We start from the raw sequence: 17,691 nt of genomic DNA, 5'->3' as shown, positions 1-17,691 counted from the left end.
CCGAAATCTTGACATAGTACCAGTTTCATCAATAACACTCTGAAAGAATCAATAGAAACCATTGCGAAGGAAATCTATCTGTATATACAGGATGAAAAAGCGCTAGAAGAACAGATTCTTTATATCGATGGAACGAAGTTCGAAGCAAATGCCAACAAGATGACTTTCTGTTGGAGAGGCTGGAGCAGATGTTATCTTCCAAGACACTGGCAGAAATGTATGGAGCTATTGAGACAGATAAACCAATACTTTAAAAAGCATGAGATCAATATTCAATATTCCCTTCTAAAATATCCGAATATCGAATATATGATACAAATAGATGAAACACTAGAAAACTGGTTGAAAGAAAAAGGATATATTCGAAAAGGCCGAGGAAAGCACGAAATCGCAAAATTGTGCGATGAACTGAAGAAAAGTGCAGTAAAGATGTGGCAGTATGCAATGCAGGAAGATATACTGGGAAACAGGAACAGTTTTTCCAAGACAGATCCGGACGCTACATTCATGCATATGAAATATGATTATTACAATCATACGAATGTATTCAAGCCGGGATACAATGTGCAGGTAGGAGTAAGCAATGGATATATCGCATATTCTTATATCAGTGGCGATACGAATGATATACGAACATTACAACCATTTACAGAAGGATATAAAAAACTGTATGGTAACTATCCAAAAGTGGAAGTGACAGATGCAGGATACGGAAGCTATGAAAATTACAGTTACTGCAGGAGTAAAGGTATCAAAGGGATATTGAAATACAGCGGATATGAAAAAAAGAAAGAAAAAATAACGGACAAGAATCGTTATCAGCTACGGCACATGGAGCGAGATGAAAACGGAACACCTGTATGCCCTGTCGGATATGTATTTGAAGTAGAACGTGTCGGAGTCAGCCTTAAGGGACAATACCCAAAAACAACCGTGTATTACAGAAATAAAAACTGTGTAGAATGTCCGCATAGGAGCAAATGCACGACATCAAAAAACGGAAGAAGCGCAAGGATCGTACCAGCCTTGGAGAAGATGCATAGAGAAATAGATGAATGTCTAAAGAGTGAGGAAGGAAAGAAGCTGATGAAGAATCGCAGTGTACAGGCAGAGGGAGCGTTTGCGGATATCAAGCAGGACTTTGAATATGTACGACTTCATCGGCGAGGAGAAAGTGGAGTAAAAGTAGAATTAGAGCTAGTATGTATAGGATATAACCTTAGAAAGTATCATAATCGAAAAATAGCAAAAAATATGAATTAGTTTTCCACAATGGTAATTGTAAATATAAAAAAGAAGATTCAAAAAAAGCTTTTAAGAAGGAAGCTGTTTTCAAAGTACCCAAAATTAAGGGTTATCCAACGATTCGAATAGAGAAAGGCTGTGATTTTCAGAGAAATACTAATTTCTCTTACTCGTCACAGCCCCTATTTTTGCATCTCCTTTGATTTATCAGCACATGCAAGCATCGCTTGCATCACACTGCTGCGAAAGCCGCACTCCTCCAGCTTTTGAACTGCACTAATCGTCGTTCCTTGGGGTGAACAAACCGCATCTTTTAATTCACCCGGGTGCTGCTTGCTTTCTAACAGCATTTTAGCTGCCCCTAAAACCGCCTGTCCGGCAAAGGTATAGGCTTTCTTCCTAGGCATGCCCAAAGCAACCGCTCCATCTGCCATTGCTTCTATAAACATAAATACATACGCCGGGGAAGAACCACTGACTGCCGTAACTGCGTCCATCAAACCTTCCGCTACGATTTCTACCTTACCGAAGCTTTGAAATAAGCTTACGACATACTCCAACTCCTCAGGGGTTATATGCTCACTATATGCCAAGGCACTCATTGCCTCACCGACAAAAGCCGGCGTATTTGGCATTGCCTTAACCACCTTCATTTCACGTCCAAACATCTGGTTGATATGCTCAATGCTTTTTCCTGCCGCTATGTTTACTATGATAACCTCTTTTTTAACAGCATCTTTGATTTCCTCAATTACCGTTTCATACTGATAGGGCTTCACTGCCAACACCAAAATATCGCTCGCTTTAGCAACCTCTACATTATCGCATGTCGCATGCACACCATACAGCTGTTTTACCTCTTGCAGACTTTCTTCATGTGCTGCCGAAACATAAAGCTGCTCTGCTTTTAAAAGTTTTGCTTTCATAATCCCATGAATCATAGCACTTCCCATATTCCCGTTTCCGATAAAACCAACGACTTTATTCATTTCTATCACCTCTTATATTGTATCTACATTATAGAAAACAATCCTTCAACTGTCTATCTTTCTTTGCTATTTCCACATACTTTCATATACTCTTAGTATTTCTTTTTCAATGCTATTCTTATCAGAAATCATAACATTACCCTATATCCATAGTTTTAGGCATTAAAATCAATTCGCAAGTACATTCTTGATAACTCTTTTGCACTTGCTCGTTTACCGCCTTCCATGCCTTTTGTAACTCATTTACGTTCAAGCATTCCTCTTCAATTTGAAAATAAACAGCTATCCATAAATGTCTGCCGGTCTTTGTTATATCATAAAAAAGCGGCAAAAAATGATATTCTTCCAAAATAGGATTACATACTTCTTTTATCTCCTCCACCCATGCTTTTTCAGGCGAAAATAAAAATACGTTTTTGATCGCCTCCCACAATACTTTGGCACTTTCCGGCAATACAAAAAGCATTACCATCACTGCAATCATTGAATCTACATAAGGAGAAATCCATGCCAATGATGTATGCTTCAAATATAATGATATAAAAAAAGTCAAAGACATTCCAAAGCTATAAATAATATCCAATTTCCAACCCAACAATTCGGCAGTGATGGTAGGCGAAGATAAATTTTTATTCAGTTTTCTCATAAGCAAATAAATAAAAATACTGCCAGAACCTAAGCAAAACTGAAAAATTGCAATTTGTGCATTATTCACCATGTTTCCACCCGCCAAAGCAGATTTTAAAATTTCAACCAAAACGCCTATGGTAACCGATAGCATCATAACGCTTTTGATGATGACGAATATTGATTCGATTTGAAAATATCCATACGGGTGCTTTTCGGAAACCGGTTTATGAAATAAAGGGGTTAAAAATAACAACAATGCAATAAATACCAATTCAGAAGCATCGTATACCGCATCGGTTAATGCTGATTGTGAATCGCTGTAAATAGAGAAAATAAATTCAATTATCGCAAAAATAAGCCCGGATATAAAAGACATGGTTAAAATTTGTTTTTCTCTTTTTTCTGTTATCATCGTACCAACCTTTCAAACAAATGAATCATAACACAATGATCAAACATAACGCTATTAAAGTTCAGCTTTTGTGTGCTTACAAACAATCAGCGTATCTGCCAATCAATCGGTGTTAATCCGTTTTGCATAAGAAATGTATTTGCTTTCACAAAATGTCCGCAGCCTCGAAATCCATAATCTACACTATATGGACTGGGGTGTGAGCTTTCTAAGATGAGATGCATCGGATTGGTGATAAGCGCTTTTTTGGATTTGGCATATTTTCCCCACAGCAAAAATACTACCGGATCTTTTTTATCATTTAGCTTTGCGATAATCGTATCGGTTAAAGTTTCCCAGCCCTTTTGAGCATGTGAACCCGGTTGATGAGCACGCACCGTCAGCACACTATTCAGCATTAAAACTCCTTGTTTTGCCCAAGCGGTTAATTCTCCATGTGGTGGTATGGTACAGCCAAGCTCTCGGTGAAGTTCCTCAAAAATATTGCATAAAGAGGGAGGTGGCGCAATTCCTTTCTTTACCGAAAAGCACAAGCCATGCGCCTGATGTTCACCATGGTAGGGATCTTGTCCTAAAAGGACTACCTTTACATCTTGGAAGGCTGTATATTTTAATGCATTAAAAATATCATACATATCCGGATAAATCGTTTGACAGCGATATTCCTGTGCTAAAAATAATCGTAGCTTTTGATAGTATGGCTTTGCAAATTCTTCCTTTAAAAGGATATCCCAATCATTTCCTATTGTTACCATGGTATCGCCTCACTTATTTAACATTGCATCTATCCTTGCTTTTTTATCACTAAGCTGTAACCAACGCTCCATCATTTCTTCTAGCTGTTTCTCCTTAGCTTCTCTTTGAATCGATAATTCCTGTAGCTTTTGGAAATCATCGGCATACTTTTCCATGTCCTGATCAATAGCATCAATACACTTCTGTACCTGATCCATAGCGGTTTCCATACCGGCTAGCTCTTGCTTTTCCTTCGTTGTCATCTTCATCAGTACAGCTGCTTTCGGCTGCGTACTCTTTGGTGTTGTTTCCACCGTCTGTGAAGCTATTTGAATAAAGCTACTATACCCTCCGATATGCTGAACGATATTGCCGTTTTGAAAAACAAACAATTTGTCGCATATACGATCTAAAAAATAACGATCATGCGATACAACAACCACTGCACCGTTAAATTCATCTAAATAATCCTCTAAGATCTGCAATGTCGCAATATCCAAATCATTCGTCGGTTCATCTAAAAACAAGACATTCGGTGCCTGCATCAACACTTTCAATAAATACAATCTACGCTTTTCACCACCGGATAAACGCTCGATTGTCGTATGGTGCATAGAACGTGGAAATAAAAAGCGTTCCAACATTGATGCGGCAGTATAGCTTCGTTGTGTGGTCTCAATGTGATTGCTTGTTTCCTGAATATAGTCGATAAGCTTCATAGAGCCGTCCATATCCCCATGTCCCTGTTTGAAATAGGCGAGTTTCAAAGTTTCTCCATGAACGACCGTACCGCTATCCGGCTCCAGCTGTTTTGCCATAACGTGCAGTAATGTCGTTTTTCCACAGCCATTTGCTCCCAAGATACCGATGCGATCATGACGTGTGAAATGATAGCTGAAATCTCGAAACAAGACACGCTCTCCATAGGCTTTGGAAATATGCTCCAACTCAATGATCTTTTTTCCTAAACGACTGGTTGTTAAATCCAAGGCAATACTTTTTTCAAGCTGTGGCTTATCCTGTGCATTCAAGGCATGGAAGCGTTCTATTCGCTCCTTGCTTTTGGTTCCTCTTGCCTGCACACCGGCACGTATCCAAGCCAACTCCTTACGCAGCAAATTTTGACGCTTCTTTTCATTCGCCAATGCCTGCTCCTCACGCAATGCCTTAGCCTCTAAATACTGTGAATAATTCGCTTCATAGGTATATAGCTTTCCTTGTGAAATTTCCACCATTTTAGTACAAACCCGCTCTAAAAAATAACGATCATGCGTAACCATAAAAATGGCATTGGAAAATCGCTTTAAATATTTTTCCAGCCATTCGATCATTTCATTATCCAAATGGTTGGTCGGCTCATCTAAAATCAATAGATCACAAGGCTTTAAGAGTGCTCGTGCTAATGCAACTCGCTTGCGTTGTCCTCCGGAAAGCTTTGCGATACAAAGATCGACATCATGCATTCCCAGTTTCCCAAGAATACTTTTGGCTTCATACTCCTCAATTTTGGGATCTACTCTCATGACTTGATAAAGAATGCTTTCCTGCTCATCAAAAACAGGATCTTGAGGAAGATACGAAATTCTCAAACCGTTTTTTCGTACGATATTTCCCTCATAGCTCTCCAAACCGGCTACGATTCGTAAAATCGTTGTTTTCCCTGCTCCGTTTACACCGATCAAAGCTGTTTTATCATGTTCCTCAATCGTCAATGAAGCTTCCTTAACGATTTCTTTTACATTGTGATATTTCGTGATACTATCCATTGAAATTAACATATTATGACCTCATTTTCCGTTACTATTTTAGCATACGTTCGCAAAAAGAAAAAGGCGCATTATACGCCCTGTAATCGTAAGCCCTTAGGATATTTGTTTTTCAGCACCATGCCATCTCCCTTGGCAAAGGCAATCGGGTGATGATGCCAACTCAATGCCACATACCCCTTATAGCCGACAACCGCTAAAGGATTTCCTTTGCGATACGATAAACATTCCTCATCACTCATATCATAGGTCTGATAAAATTCGTCATTGCTCTTGGCACATACATAAAAATGCTGATGCGGTTCCAAACGATTCTTCACAATTTCTCCTACCAACATACCTTGTCGTAATACTCGGATATTTTTCAAATCAAGAAACGGTGTGTTTTTGACATATACTTTTTGGTTGATTTCAACCATATAGGCAAAGCTCTGCTTGCGTTGAGTTGTCAAAAAATCGTTTACGAAAGACGGTAGTCTTGCCGGTTTCATTGTCTTTAGGTTCACAGTGGTTGCAGCAGCACGCTTGCGCAGCTTTGCCACAAAATGACCTTCACCCTTATCCATCGGTAAAATGCGTACTAGCTTTTCGCTATCTAAATCTTTATATGGAAAGCCGCATCGCCCAAAGCTGACACAGGGATCTAACAGCTCCATATCCGGGTGTTTTTCCATAAAATCGGCAATTACTTCCTCGTTTTCTTCCATTGCATAGGTACAGGTAGAATATACTAAAATCCCACTCTCTTTCAATGCCTCATAGGCATTCTCTAAAATGTGCTTCTGTCGCTGAGCACAAGCCTTTACATGTTCCACACTCCAATCTTCCATAGCTTTGGAATGCTTGCGAAACATGCCCTCTCCACTGCATGGCGCATCTACTAACACCTTATCAAAGCAGCCTTTCATGGCCTTGGTCAAATCCTTTGGGTTGGCATTGGTAATCATGCACTCATAAAATCCTAAACGCTCCATATTACTTAATAATACCTGAGCGCGCTTAGGATCAATTTCATTGGCTACCAAAAAGCCGGTATGCGCTAGGGCATCGGCAATCTGTGTCGTCTTGCCACCGGGAGCTGCACATAAATCCAACACCCAATCCCCTTTTTCAACACCTAATATTTCCACTGCACTGGAGGCACTTGGCTCCTGCATATAAAACAAGCCTGCCGCATGTGCTGCATGATTGCCAAGCGAGGATTCCTCATCTTGAATATAATAAGCCTTATTACAAATAGCGGAAGGCTTCAAGGTGCATAGCTTTTCTTCCATGATTTCCTGTATAGTTGTTTTTGTTGTATTAAGACGCAAACCACGATACAGCGGTTTGGATAGACTTTCCACATAAGCCTCGTATTCATTTCCTAAATATTGCTGCATTCTTTGTAAAAATACTTCTTTCATAGCCTCTCCTCATCGATTAACATTTCATCTAAAACCGTTGTCCTTTGAAATACAATATGCATCACGATACGAACCAACAACACCCCTACAAAAAGCAGGATACACGGAATGGTCAATGACCACATGATCGTTATGGAAGCATATAATGCAAAATAAATGGTAAAAACAAATAGCATAAGTGTCAAAGCGGCACATAGCCAACTAAATAAAGAACGTATCCATAATACCATTTGAAAGTATTTTATGACAAGTGAACGCAGGGCACTTTTTGTTTCTCCTAATAAATAATGTATCGTACAATCCTTATGAATATAGCTGCTAGCAGACTTTAACAAAAAGATATACAAGTATAAAAAGGCTAGAAAGGCAAGTCCTCCTAAAATCAATAAAAAGATTGCTACTTCATGTAAATCAACAACAAAGAATTTCAAAATTCGATCATTGGTCAAAAACGCATCATAACCTTCATGAGAATTCAAATAATCTAGTGCATGCTTCAATTCCTTTTTCTCATGACTTTGGAAAAAGGCTACCTTGATATAATGGTTTTGCGTGATTCCCGCTGCCAGCATCTCTTTTGATGCATAGATTGCACCAATGCCTTCTTTTTTATAATAGCGCTCATAATCCTCATAGCTGAAGCTTCGTGGCAGCATAATTCCTTTGATACGTACAACTCTATTCATCGTTTGTGTTGCCTGTGGAGCTAATGGTACACGATAGGTTTGTAATGTTATCTCCTTTCCCACCCAGCTTTCAGCAAATTCCTCAAACAAACGAATCGCCTGATCCACATCAATTGCCTGATCCTTTACACAGCTTAAATAACTGGCTCGAAACCCCATGGAAAGTGCGGCATCATAATCAATTAAAATCTCATCTTCTTCTAACTCACTACTTGTATAGTGATATTCCCCATCAAAATAACGCATTCCTACTTTTCCTTGGTGTAAGCCTTCAAATTCCGCGACAATTCGATCTCCGTAAATCAAACGTTTTCCGGTTTTCTGATAAGCAGACATCGTTAATACCTCTTGTTTCTTTGCAAAACCTCTTTTCACAAAAAAGCTTCCCGACATCAACTTTGCTTGATTCAAAGAGGAGCCATAGCTGTGCATCTGCAATTCCATATTGGCATTGTCTGCTTCATAAGCAGGAAAGATTGCGGTAATTGTTAAAGGCTGTCCAAACCACAGCACCTTCATTCCCAGCATGCGTTCACATTGCTCCTGCGTATTATAAAAGGGTTCGTTTAAAACTTCCTTCAATATACGATAAGCACTGGTTGATGGGAGGGCAATTTCATCATAAGCCTGCGGATAGCTGCCGTACATTTTCGCAAAGCCAAGCTCCTGTGCACTATCTGCTTCAATCATTGTATATTCATCTAAAATATCGGTAACATACAACTGTGAGCTGCCATAAACCGAGTAGCGAGCAGCCTTTAAATCCGTTGGATAGTATCCGAGAATCAGCTTCTTTCCCAATGCTTTTTGTAAGGCTACGACATCGTTTTCATTTAAATAATCATAATAATTATCTACATATTCACCATTAAGATTAGCAAGCTTTTCCACAGCAAGAATGCTGGATTGTTTGTTTTCCATAAGACGCATTTGAATATCCGTAACATCGAGGTTCAATGAAAATAAGCCAACGGATAATGCAATAAAGGAAAGCACGAGAAATACCGTAGCTAGCCTCAGCTTCCAATGAATAAAGTGATAAAGCTTTTCATCAAAGGCCTCAATCTGCGCCTGTTTTAAAGTATAAGGTTGTTGGATCTGATTAACTTGAGGAAAGCTATGGCTATTGGTGTGCGTATCACTTAAAATATATCCATCTGCAATCTCGATTATCCGATTGGCATAGGCAATGCTTTGCTTATCTCCGATAACGACAACCAATACCCGCGATTTCAGCATATCTAATAAACTATACAGCTGCATGAGCTCTTCTTTCGCTAAAGGCGTACTTTCGCTATCCACAACCAACATCATCGGACAACGCAGCATACATCTGACAAGCACCATTTTCCATTGTTCAAACGGAGTTAAATCCTCGGCTAGTGTAGTAACTTTATCTTCCATTTGAAAAAAAGCAAGTTCCTTTTGAATGACATAGCGAGGAAAGTTTTCAAACATTGTTATATTATCGTAAACCGTTTGATCCGGTATGATCTGAAAGTCATGAAATAAAAATGACGCAAAACAAGAGCGATATATGCTGCGCTCTTTTTCATCAAATAGGGTCATTTCCTGATCATTGTATATAAAACGTGAAGCATTCGGAGAATAAACACCTGCAAGGCTTTGTGCCAACAGATGATGGAGTTCTTCGTGATCACCATAAATACTTACAAAGCCATAATTGGGCAGACGAAAACAAGCATTGGATAACAGAATGCAATGATTTCGATCGTATAATGTTAAGCCTTCCACTTGCAGCACGTGCAACACCTCATATTTAGGGTATCATAGTGAACAAAATTGTCAATAAATTCATAATTGATGTAAGAAATATGTTAGAAATAAAGGTATGATTATGATATGATAGCTACATAGAAGAGGTGATTTTATGCGAGTCGAAGCACTGTCGCTTCAGGAAATTCAATTTACTTATACAGAGTATAGTCAAGCGTTGTATCAAAGCTTATTACGTATCGGCTTGAGTTTTCCGATTCGTGTCCTTCATGATCAAGAGGGATATCATTGTATTGATGGTCATAAGCGTTTATCTGCTATTTACGATATTCTTCAACAGAATCCAAAGGAGCGGCATTTTCAAGGCATCAAAGCAATCAATCATGGCAATGCCCGCACACAACCACCTCAATGCTTACAAAATCATCATTAAGCTAAGAAAAATGTGCATGGATTTACTTTTGTATTCTTTTCCTTTCGCATTTTTGATTGCTTTATCAGTGAACCAGTGAATAATTGCTTTAATTAAATAAAAACTCGCATTTAGCGAGCTTTATTTTTGATATTTTTTCATAAACGGTGCTAAAGCTTTCACGATCAGCAAACAGGCTATTGCGCCTAAAACAGCTTCTGCAATTCCATTGGTTGTAACAACACCCAACAAAACCGCTGATAATACTTCATAAGCCACATGTACTGCCTTTGCGTAGGCTTCGCCGAAAAAGAAATATATACCTCCTAGTACCAAAACGGTATTGGTTATTGCTCCTGCAAGTGATGCTGTAATGATGCAAAGCTGTTCATTGACCTTGTGCTTTTTTAGTACTTCAAATAATACTCCGGAAAAATAGCCTAATAAGATACGTGGTACAATAGCTATTAGCAAACTTGTCCAATTACCGCTAATTCCTGCCACCGTTACAAAGGGCGAAAAGACAAACGATGTGATATTCGGGCGAAAGGTTGCATTTAATACACTAGTAATTCCGAATACAAGTCCAAGCTGTGCTCCGGCTTTACGTCCGAATACAATGGCTGCGACAATTACAGGAATGTGCATGGTCGTTGCGTCTATTGGACCAAGGGGTAAATAGCCCAGTGGGGTAACAACCAGCAAAATTTGAATTGCTAAAAAAAGTGCCATAAAGGCCATGTACTGCGTTTTCTTTGTTTTCATATTCTCCTCCTACTATCGTTCCTAATGATACGATGTCTAACAAAGGTTGCCGTCAAGCTACTTGCGATGAATAAGTGTTGTGATCACTTTCCAACATTTTCCGCTTGTTTGGCATATAGTATTATAAACGAAAAAAGAACAAATGAAAATAGAAATGTTATAGTTATAAAAGAATAATAATTTGATAGAAAACAGTATTCGCCTATTTACGATTAAACGAAAGAATTGGCTGATATCCGAAAGTTCCAAAGGAGCAAGAGTGTGCAGTAGTTTACAATATCATAGAAACAGCGAAAGTAAACGGATTGGATCCATATAAATATTTAAGAATACGCCTAGAATAAATTAGGAATACTATAAAGATTTTTTATCGTGGCATCTATATATACAAAGAGCATACAGTAAGAGATAGACTTTTTCATACTCTAATCACTATCAATCGTAAACTGAGCCATTCAAAATACTATTAAATTTACTAATACCAATAATTATGAACCAATATCTAACTTGATTCAATCCTCTGATTATTGTACAGATACAAATAACCAATAAAAAAACTAGCATTTATACATTTTAATTAACATATCACACTAGCTTTTTTCTTTTATTATAGAACTATCCTATTTTTATCTTTTATTTTTCAATTGATATAGATACAAGATACATCTTTTCCATCTTCTTTTATGAAGAAAATGTAACACTTTCTGATCAAATTCAATCATTTTTACTCTTGGATCATCTATTGCTTCTTTAACTAACGCATTGTTGTAAAGATTATCTATAAAATATAGTCTTTCTTCCTTTGTTAAATGCGATCCTTTGAAAAATAAATTATTTATAGAATAGGAAATTTTTCGAACTAAAAATTCATGAATCTCTTTTTCATTTTTAAAATATACTTTTTTATTTTCTAAAAGAAGCTTTATTTTCTCTATAATTTTCATTAAAATTGAAAACTCGTTTTCATGATATTTTCTTGAACTACTTGATATTTTCATCATATCGTGATTATACAAGTAAACGAATTCCTCAAACATTCTGACGTTACAAACATGTTGTAAATAATCAAGATTAAATAGCATATCCTCACCGATTGCACATTCTACATTAAAACGTATCTGATACCGTTCGATAATACTGCGCTTATATATCTTATTGCATGGTGAGTACATGATATGCTTATTTAATAAATTCCCGAAATTTTGAAAAAACTCATCTGCACTGTACCTTTTATTTTCAACATAATTCCGATGTAATTGAATTTTCTCACTGCTGTAAATAAATCGATCATATATTCCGAAGATTGATAAATCCGGCTTTTCTATCTTTATTTTATTTAAAACAGTCATGAATTTATTTGTATCAATATTATCATCAGCATCAAAAAAAGTAATATATTCTCCGGTTGCTTTGTCTAAAGCTAAATTTCTCGCATAGCTTACACCTGCATGCGGCTGTGTCAAAACCAAACAGTTTTTATCATTGATACTTTGTAATACTTGCAGACTTTGATCTTCGGATCCATCATCTACACACAATATTTCCAACTGTTCTCGTAACTCCATGCTCAAAATTTCATCAATTAAATTTTTTATCTGATCTTGATTATTATATACAGGTATGATGATACTCAACAGTTTCTTTTCCATTTGTTGACAATTCCTTTCCTACACTTTCATTTCCTTCTATAAAAGAAGCTACGCCACCAGCGGAAATTGCCATGATAACTGCCGGGAACGAACTACTTAAAACGATTACCGATTCTAATAATCCATATACAAATAAACTTAATGTTAATGCTGTAAAACCACAGAAATAGTTATAATTTTTATCTTGAATCATTGCTAATGTAATAGTTTTACGTTTTTTGATAAACAAAATCAACAATACTACATAAATAGCAGCATAAGAAACAAATCCTATCGTACCGTTAGAAATCAACATCTGCAAATAGGCATTATGCACTCCTCCGGTTTCTAAATCCTGTAACAACATTTGCTCATTTACTGCCTTCGGTAAATTCGCTTGCCCTACTCCGATAATCGGATTGTGAAGAAATGCTTTACTTCCCGAAATCAATAAGTTCATTCGATGATTATCACTGTCAGTTGCCTTCTTTTCATCTCTTTTGCTTACGTTGCTTCCAGCGGTTTCTTCTTTTTGCAAGACATTTAATACCGCACTTGGCTGATACAAAATCAAATCTCTTAAGTGATAAAGTTTAGGGGATACTACATTGTAAATAAACAAAAACACAACTGCAACTACTATCAAATTACGTATAGCTGTTATTGCTTTTTTCTTGTGATAACAAGCTACTATCAGCGCATATAAAATCAAAAAGGCTATTAGCATAATAACTCCGGCTCTTGATAAACACAAACGTATCATCATTAGTTGGAAAACAATGTTGATTATCAAAAAAACACGATTCCAAATGTTTTTAAAACTTAGAAACATCATGGAAATAGCGATACTAATTGCACAAATAATAGCCCCCGTATTAGGATTCTCATAGAATCCGCAATGTCTTTCCGCAAAATTTGAAACCGGGTGATTGAATAAAAAACAATATACAATACCAATGAAAGTTACTATAAAAATTATTATGTTTAAACAATATAAAATTTTTTCCATAGTAATTCTCTTTGCTTTCATATAATGGAACAGGATCCCCCATTGAATGGCAGTTAAAATAAAGATCTTTAAATTCTGTATTTTTCCTGTATTTAACCCAATTGTTAAAAGATAAAAGAAAAGAAACAAGCAAATATAGAATTCAACTGATTTATAAAAACACGAATTTTTTTTTCTTATAATCAACAGCATACCTATATAAACGAAAAACAGACCACATAATGTATAGTTAATCAGTGTTCCATACTTTCCCATTCCAAATAGACCGGTAATGAAAAAGCTACTAAAAACAGTTAATACTGCAATAAGAATTCCAAGCATATCAACATATTGCTCACAAATAAATTTGACTTTTTTCATACTTATCACCTCACCTTTTTCGAAATACCATATCTTTAGCAAGCTTCAAAACAGAAATAATAAAATCCTTTAAATAAATACAATAAATAATTGCTGAAAATAATAACCAACCTAGATTTACAAAAGTGCTGCAATTTGTATACACAAAATATGAAATAATAAACATCGTTATAAACACCATGACTTGTGAAGGTAATAACGTAATACGCACATGCTTTTTAATCAACATTAGCAAAACGATCATACCGATAGAATTTGCTAAAAACAAAGCAATCGGAGACGCATAAAGACCGATACAGTCAATAAAGGAGAAAAGAACGACTACATTGATAATACAGGATATCGTTCTTGCAATCATTGCATCTTTGGTATTTTTCTCTGCTGCGAAACAAGAAGATAATAAATTTACCATTGCATTGGCATAAACCGATAATAATAGCCAAGGTATCAGATTTCTAGCTTGTGCATAATCATTCCCTATTATATATGGAAACATAATGGCGATTGCCGGTAATAAAACGACCAATCCTGCCCCCATAACTTTAAACAGCATGTGGAAGCCTTGGTTATAGACAGCTTCTTTAGTTTCTTTATCACTGATTTTAAAGATTGTTTCTTGCCAAGATAAGCTGAATACGCTGATTATCAATGTTAAAATATAGGATAAACGATTGGCAACCGCATAGATTCCTACACTGGAAAGTCCCAAATATATTTTTATAACATATTTATTAAACCCCTCCAACATCCAAAACATAATTGAGTTGAAGCTTAAAGGTAATGAAAATCGTATAAGTTCTTTACATAAATCCTTATCAAAATCGGAGAAACGAAATTTTGAGAAAATATGAAAACTATGATTCAAAATTATTATTTGTACGATCATAGACACAATCATTCCTAAATATAAGGAAATAATGGAACCATTTGTTAGCATTACGACAAGAATCGTTACCGCTGCATTAAAGAATACTGAAATTACTCCACTGCTTGCATACAATACATTTTTCCCATAAACTCTTGCAACACTCAGCAAAAATAATTGAATGACCCAAAAAAAGCTATATAAATAGATCCATAGTGGTAATTCAAATGGAAACAATGACATAAAAACAACATATATGATGCTATAAAGAACGAGTGATCCCATTCCAAGTATCATTGTGTTATTGATTACCTTAGACTTTCCACACTCATCTTGTTTTTCCACACCAAATCTAAGGGTTCCTGTCCATATTTCCAAGAATATAACCGGTACAATAACACCTAATATAGAAACAGTAAAATCATAATAGCCAAAATCCGATGTATTGATATAGTTGGTATAAAGCGGAAGTAAGAGAAAGGAAATGATTTTAGATAAAATTTGCCCGATAAAATAAATTACCGATGATTGAAACAAAGATTTAGAAATACTCATTTTCTATCCCCTTTCTATAATTATTATTTACTACATTTCATTAAACTCACTATTTTTTTACAACTAAGCTCAAAACAAATCTAAAAGAATCCCTATCTAATAAAGAATTAATGACGATATAAATTAAACCTATAATAATAGCACATAACGCAGCTGAAGCAAATAATTCAGTATATGTATCCAACAAAAGAAATGGAAGAACCATATTTTGGAAACCAACATATATTAAGATCATTAAAGCAACATTTACGATTATAATTTTATATGTATGAAAAGCAGATCTATTTAATATTTTATGGTTACTATAAAGAATTATATCATTTGTACGATACAATAAGGCAATGATTGTTCCAAGCAAGACCCCGTAAATCCCAAAAAAATGTACTCCGATTAAAGATACTGTCAAATTAATAACAGATTCAAAAATAGCTCTATTCTGCGTTTCTTTAAAATGTCCGGTAATATTTATGATATTCGACATTGCTGTGCGTGATGCAACTAAAACATTTAACGCAACAAACAATATTACTAAAATTACATCTACATACTGCGGATCGTTGAAACCATTAGTATATAGTTTGAGAAATGGTATAGCAAATATTAACGCCATTGTATAACATATAAAATTCAGTACTGTATAATATAATTCATAACAATTAACATATTTCATAAAATTTTTCAAATTTTTCGCATATTCTTGACCTAATACATATACAATGCTTCCATTGATTGAAGCAAGAATATTAGAAATTGATGAAAAAACAAGATTATATATAGTATAGATACTTACTATTCTTAAATCACAAAATAAAGTTAAAATAATAATATCGGTATTTGAAAATATTAAATATGATAATTGATGTATTAAAACTGAATTTTTTTGAGATATGGCTTGGAAATTAGGTTCAACATTTAAATCCAACCATTGATATCTCTTATTTATATATACTTGAAAAAATACAACTTGTAATAATGTTACTATGAAAAACGAGAACTGAATAGCGACTACATCAAACCCCTTAAAAATCAAAATAATTTTTAAAATACTGGTAATAATTGTAGATATCGTCGCAATATTAGTAACTATATATCCTCTCCCGTCTGCATTTAATAAAATTTTATATTTTCCATGGAAAAAATAAATAATAACATTTCCTAAACCGCTAAACAATATTACCAAAAATATTGTTGTAAATCCGATTTCATTAGAAACAAATATAGGATATAAAATTGCAAACAAAAGCACTGCTAAACCATAAAAAAAGCCCGTTTTATAATAATACATCTTAGTTGCCGATAATATGGAATTGATGCTATCTTTTTCTTGAGAAGCAATCGGTTTATACAATGCCTGAAGTGTTGCAGTACCTACCCCTGCTTCTAATAAACCAATATATACATAAACTTGATTCACAGAAGAAAGAAGCCCATTTATTTCTGACCCGAACGTCATAATAAAAAGTCTAGGTAGGATAATACCTAATAATAATGTAATGACTTGACCTAAAAACCCGGATAATATATTAGAAAAAACTTGCCTACGCTTCATACTTATTTTCCTCTCTACATTTTCTCGTAGCACGATAGCTATAAACTAAATCATACAACCAATCTAAGAAAAAATGTAATCGATTTTTTTTCATATTCTGTAATCCCCACTTCAAAACCGCAACAGCTGATTTTAATTGTGGCCTAGTTTCTCGTAAATAATAATCTACAGTCAATTTTACTTGTTGATAAAACCATTTTTCTAAATCAAAAGACACTTGTGATAACATCGCATCTTTTATATCTTTTTTTTGTTTCAAATTTTGCAAAATAAATTCCACATTTAGTGCCTTGGTCATATTGCTTTTATGTACTCTGTAATTTCCGATAATATCTTCAATAAAATACGGTTTTCCATATAATAGAGCTCCTAAATAAATGGAAGAATCATTAAACATTGGCATCTCAATAATTTTATCAATAACCTTCATGGAAAATACAGTGGAAAAGGTAGAATAAGGTTTAATGTATTTAGTTTGAAATCCTTTTAAATACTCTTCGCGATCCACATTCCCATAAAACGGAAGTTTATTGGCAGGCAACACCTGTTCAGACTGTTGGTCATATACATTAACATTACCACTGACAAAGCTAATATCTGTATTATTTAAAAAGCCGTTCATAGCTTTTTTTAAAAAATCAGAATTTGTATAATAGTCATCATCGTCCATAAAAATGATGTATTCACCAGTTGCCACTCTATATCCGTTTTTTCTGCTCATAGATGCACCGCTATTGGCTTCATTACGTATATAAATTATATCATCTCGCATTTTAAACTCATCATAATTTAAATCGTCAGAACAATCGTCCACAACAATAATCTCTTTATTCGAATAATCCTGCATTACCACTGAATGAATGGCTTGAGTCAAATATTCATATCTATTATACGAAGTTATCACAACAGAGATTTTATTTTCCATAACATTTCCTAACCTTC

13 protein-coding genes and 2 pseudogenes are annotated in these 17,691 nt (G+C 35.3%); 3 read left to right on the top strand and 12 right to left on the bottom strand.

The annotated features are described in order from the left end of the window. Nucleotides 1–24 precede the first annotated feature (24 nt). Nucleotides 25–1,263: pseudogene (locus EUBDOL_RS07595) on the top strand (transposase); the annotation flags it as partial. 164 nt (nt 1,264–1,427) lie between these two features. On the opposite strand, the gene proC reads toward EUBDOL_RS07595, so the two are convergent. The 6 genes from proC to EUBDOL_RS07565 all read right to left on the bottom strand — a co-directional run bounded on the left by proC (nt 1,428) and on the right by EUBDOL_RS07565 (nt 9,633). Further along, complete coding sequence (gene proC, locus EUBDOL_RS07590) at nt 1,428–2,234, bottom strand: pyrroline-5-carboxylate reductase (protein ID WP_004800276.1); 807 nt, start codon at nt 2,232–2,234, stop codon at nt 1,428–1,430. 136 nt (nt 2,235–2,370) lie between these two features. Continuing rightward, complete coding sequence (locus EUBDOL_RS07585; protein WP_004800275.1) at nt 2,371–3,276, bottom strand: cation transporter; 906 nt, start codon at nt 3,274–3,276, stop codon at nt 2,371–2,373. 86 nt (nt 3,277–3,362) lie between these two features. Next, nucleotides 3,363–4,031 (bottom strand): uracil-DNA glycosylase, encoded by a 669-nt coding sequence (gene ung / locus EUBDOL_RS07580; RefSeq protein ID WP_004800274.1) that lies wholly within the window; start codon nt 4,029–4,031, stop codon nt 3,363–3,365. A 9-nt stretch (nt 4,032–4,040) separates the two neighbouring features. After that, on the bottom strand, nt 4,041–5,789 hold the full coding sequence (locus tag EUBDOL_RS07575) for an ABC-F family ATP-binding cassette domain-containing protein (RefSeq protein ID WP_040463610.1): 1,749 nt from the start codon (nt 5,787–5,789) through the stop codon (nt 4,041–4,043). Between the two features lie 59 nt (nt 5,790–5,848). Next, nucleotides 5,849–7,183, bottom strand: a complete 1,335-nt coding sequence (locus EUBDOL_RS07570; RefSeq protein ID WP_004800271.1) for an RsmB/NOP family class I SAM-dependent RNA methyltransferase — start codon at nt 7,181–7,183, stop codon at nt 5,849–5,851. Continuing rightward, on the bottom strand, nt 7,180–9,633 hold the full coding sequence (locus EUBDOL_RS07565) for a P-loop NTPase family protein (protein ID WP_004800269.1): 2,454 nt from the start codon (nt 9,631–9,633) through the stop codon (nt 7,180–7,182). Before EUBDOL_RS07565 ends, EUBDOL_RS07570 begins: the two co-directional genes overlap by 4 nt. Before the next feature lie 127 nt (nt 9,634–9,760). Here EUBDOL_RS07565 and EUBDOL_RS07560 point away from each other — a divergent pair, with 127 nt between their 5' ends. Beyond that, the gene (locus EUBDOL_RS07560; RefSeq protein WP_004800266.1) at nt 9,761–10,039 is read left to right on the top strand and encodes a hypothetical protein; all 279 of its coding nucleotides are present in this window, start codon (nt 9,761–9,763) and stop codon (nt 10,037–10,039) included. Between the two features lie 120 nt (nt 10,040–10,159). On the opposite strand, the gene EUBDOL_RS07555 is transcribed toward EUBDOL_RS07560, so the two are convergent. Next, nucleotides 10,160–10,783, bottom strand: coding sequence for an ECF transporter S component (locus tag EUBDOL_RS07555; RefSeq protein WP_004800265.1), 624 nt, complete (start codon nt 10,781–10,783; stop codon nt 10,160–10,162). A gap of 172 nt (nt 10,784–10,955) precedes the next feature. Here EUBDOL_RS07555 and EUBDOL_RS11400 point away from each other — a divergent pair. Further along, nucleotides 10,956–11,109, top strand: a pseudogene (locus tag EUBDOL_RS11400) (IS66 family transposase); the annotation flags it as partial. 300 nt (nt 11,110–11,409) lie between these two features. On the opposite strand, the gene EUBDOL_RS07550 reads toward EUBDOL_RS11400, so the two are convergent. The 5 genes from EUBDOL_RS07550 to EUBDOL_RS11045 are packed head-to-tail and all read right to left on the bottom strand — an operon-like array spanning nt 11,410 to nt 17,674. Next, nucleotides 11,410–12,432 (bottom strand): glycosyltransferase family 2 protein, encoded by a 1,023-nt coding sequence (locus EUBDOL_RS07550; RefSeq protein WP_004800262.1) that lies wholly within the window; start codon nt 12,430–12,432, stop codon nt 11,410–11,412. Next, nucleotides 12,392–13,780 carry an O-antigen ligase family protein gene (locus EUBDOL_RS07545; RefSeq protein ID WP_004800260.1) on the bottom strand — a complete coding sequence of 463 codons (1,389 nt, stop codon included), beginning with the start codon at nt 13,778–13,780 and terminating at the stop codon, nt 12,392–12,394. Before EUBDOL_RS07545 ends, EUBDOL_RS07550 begins: the two co-directional genes overlap by 41 nt. Nucleotides 13,781–13,790: 10 nt before the next feature. Then, nucleotides 13,791–15,200, bottom strand: a complete 1,410-nt coding sequence (locus tag EUBDOL_RS07540; RefSeq protein WP_004800259.1) for a lipopolysaccharide biosynthesis protein — start codon at nt 15,198–15,200, stop codon at nt 13,791–13,793. A 49-nt stretch (nt 15,201–15,249) separates the two neighbouring features. Continuing rightward, complete coding sequence (locus tag EUBDOL_RS07535) at nt 15,250–16,749, bottom strand: lipopolysaccharide biosynthesis protein (RefSeq protein ID WP_004800257.1); 1,500 nt, start codon at nt 16,747–16,749, stop codon at nt 15,250–15,252. Beyond that, nucleotides 16,739–17,674, bottom strand: a complete 936-nt coding sequence (locus EUBDOL_RS11045; RefSeq protein ID WP_004800256.1) for a glycosyltransferase family 2 protein — start codon at nt 17,672–17,674, stop codon at nt 16,739–16,741. Before EUBDOL_RS11045 ends, EUBDOL_RS07535 begins: the two co-directional genes overlap by 11 nt. Nucleotides 17,675–17,691 lie beyond the last annotated feature (17 nt).

This window comes from Amedibacillus dolichus DSM 3991 (assembly GCF_000154285.1).
Taxonomy (GTDB): domain Bacteria; phylum Bacillota_I; class Bacilli_A; order Erysipelotrichales; family Erysipelotrichaceae; genus Amedibacillus; species Amedibacillus dolichus.
This window is presented reverse-complemented; position numbering and strand designations above follow the sequence as displayed.

Bases quoted from the DNA above. Each gene is read 5' to 3' on its own strand.
- ung (WP_004800274.1), bottom strand. From the start codon at position 4,031: ATGGTAACAATAGGAAATGATTGGGATATCCTTTTAAAGGAAGAATTT.
- EUBDOL_RS07585 (WP_004800275.1), bottom strand. From the start codon at position 3,276: ATGATAACAGAAAAAAGAGAAAAACAAATTTTAACCATGTCTTTTATA.
- EUBDOL_RS07555 (WP_004800265.1), bottom strand. From the start codon at position 10,783: ATGAAAACAAAGAAAACGCAGTACATGGCCTTTATGGCACTTTTTTTA.
- EUBDOL_RS07540 (WP_004800259.1), bottom strand. From the start codon at position 15,200: ATGAGTATTTCTAAATCTTTGTTTCAATCATCGGTAATTTATTTTATC.
- EUBDOL_RS07575 (WP_040463610.1), bottom strand. From the start codon at position 5,789: ATGTTAATTTCAATGGATAGTATCACGAAATATCACAATGTAAAAGAA.
- proC (WP_004800276.1), bottom strand. From the start codon at position 2,234: ATGAATAAAGTCGTTGGTTTTATCGGAAACGGGAATATGGGAAGTGCT.
- EUBDOL_RS07570 (WP_004800271.1), bottom strand. From the start codon at position 7,183: ATGAAAGAAGTATTTTTACAAAGAATGCAGCAATATTTAGGAAATGAA.
- EUBDOL_RS07545 (WP_004800260.1), bottom strand. From the start codon at position 13,780: ATGAAAAAAGTCAAATTTATTTGTGAGCAATATGTTGATATGCTTGGA.
- EUBDOL_RS07550 (WP_004800262.1), bottom strand. From the start codon at position 12,432: ATGGAAAAGAAACTGTTGAGTATCATCATACCTGTATATAATAATCAA.
- EUBDOL_RS07560 (WP_004800266.1), top strand. From the start codon at position 9,761: ATGCGAGTCGAAGCACTGTCGCTTCAGGAAATTCAATTTACTTATACA.
- EUBDOL_RS07535 (WP_004800257.1), bottom strand. From the start codon at position 16,749: ATGAAGCGTAGGCAAGTTTTTTCTAATATATTATCCGGGTTTTTAGGT.
- EUBDOL_RS11045 (WP_004800256.1), bottom strand. From the start codon at position 17,674: ATGGAAAATAAAATCTCTGTTGTGATAACTTCGTATAATAGATATGAA.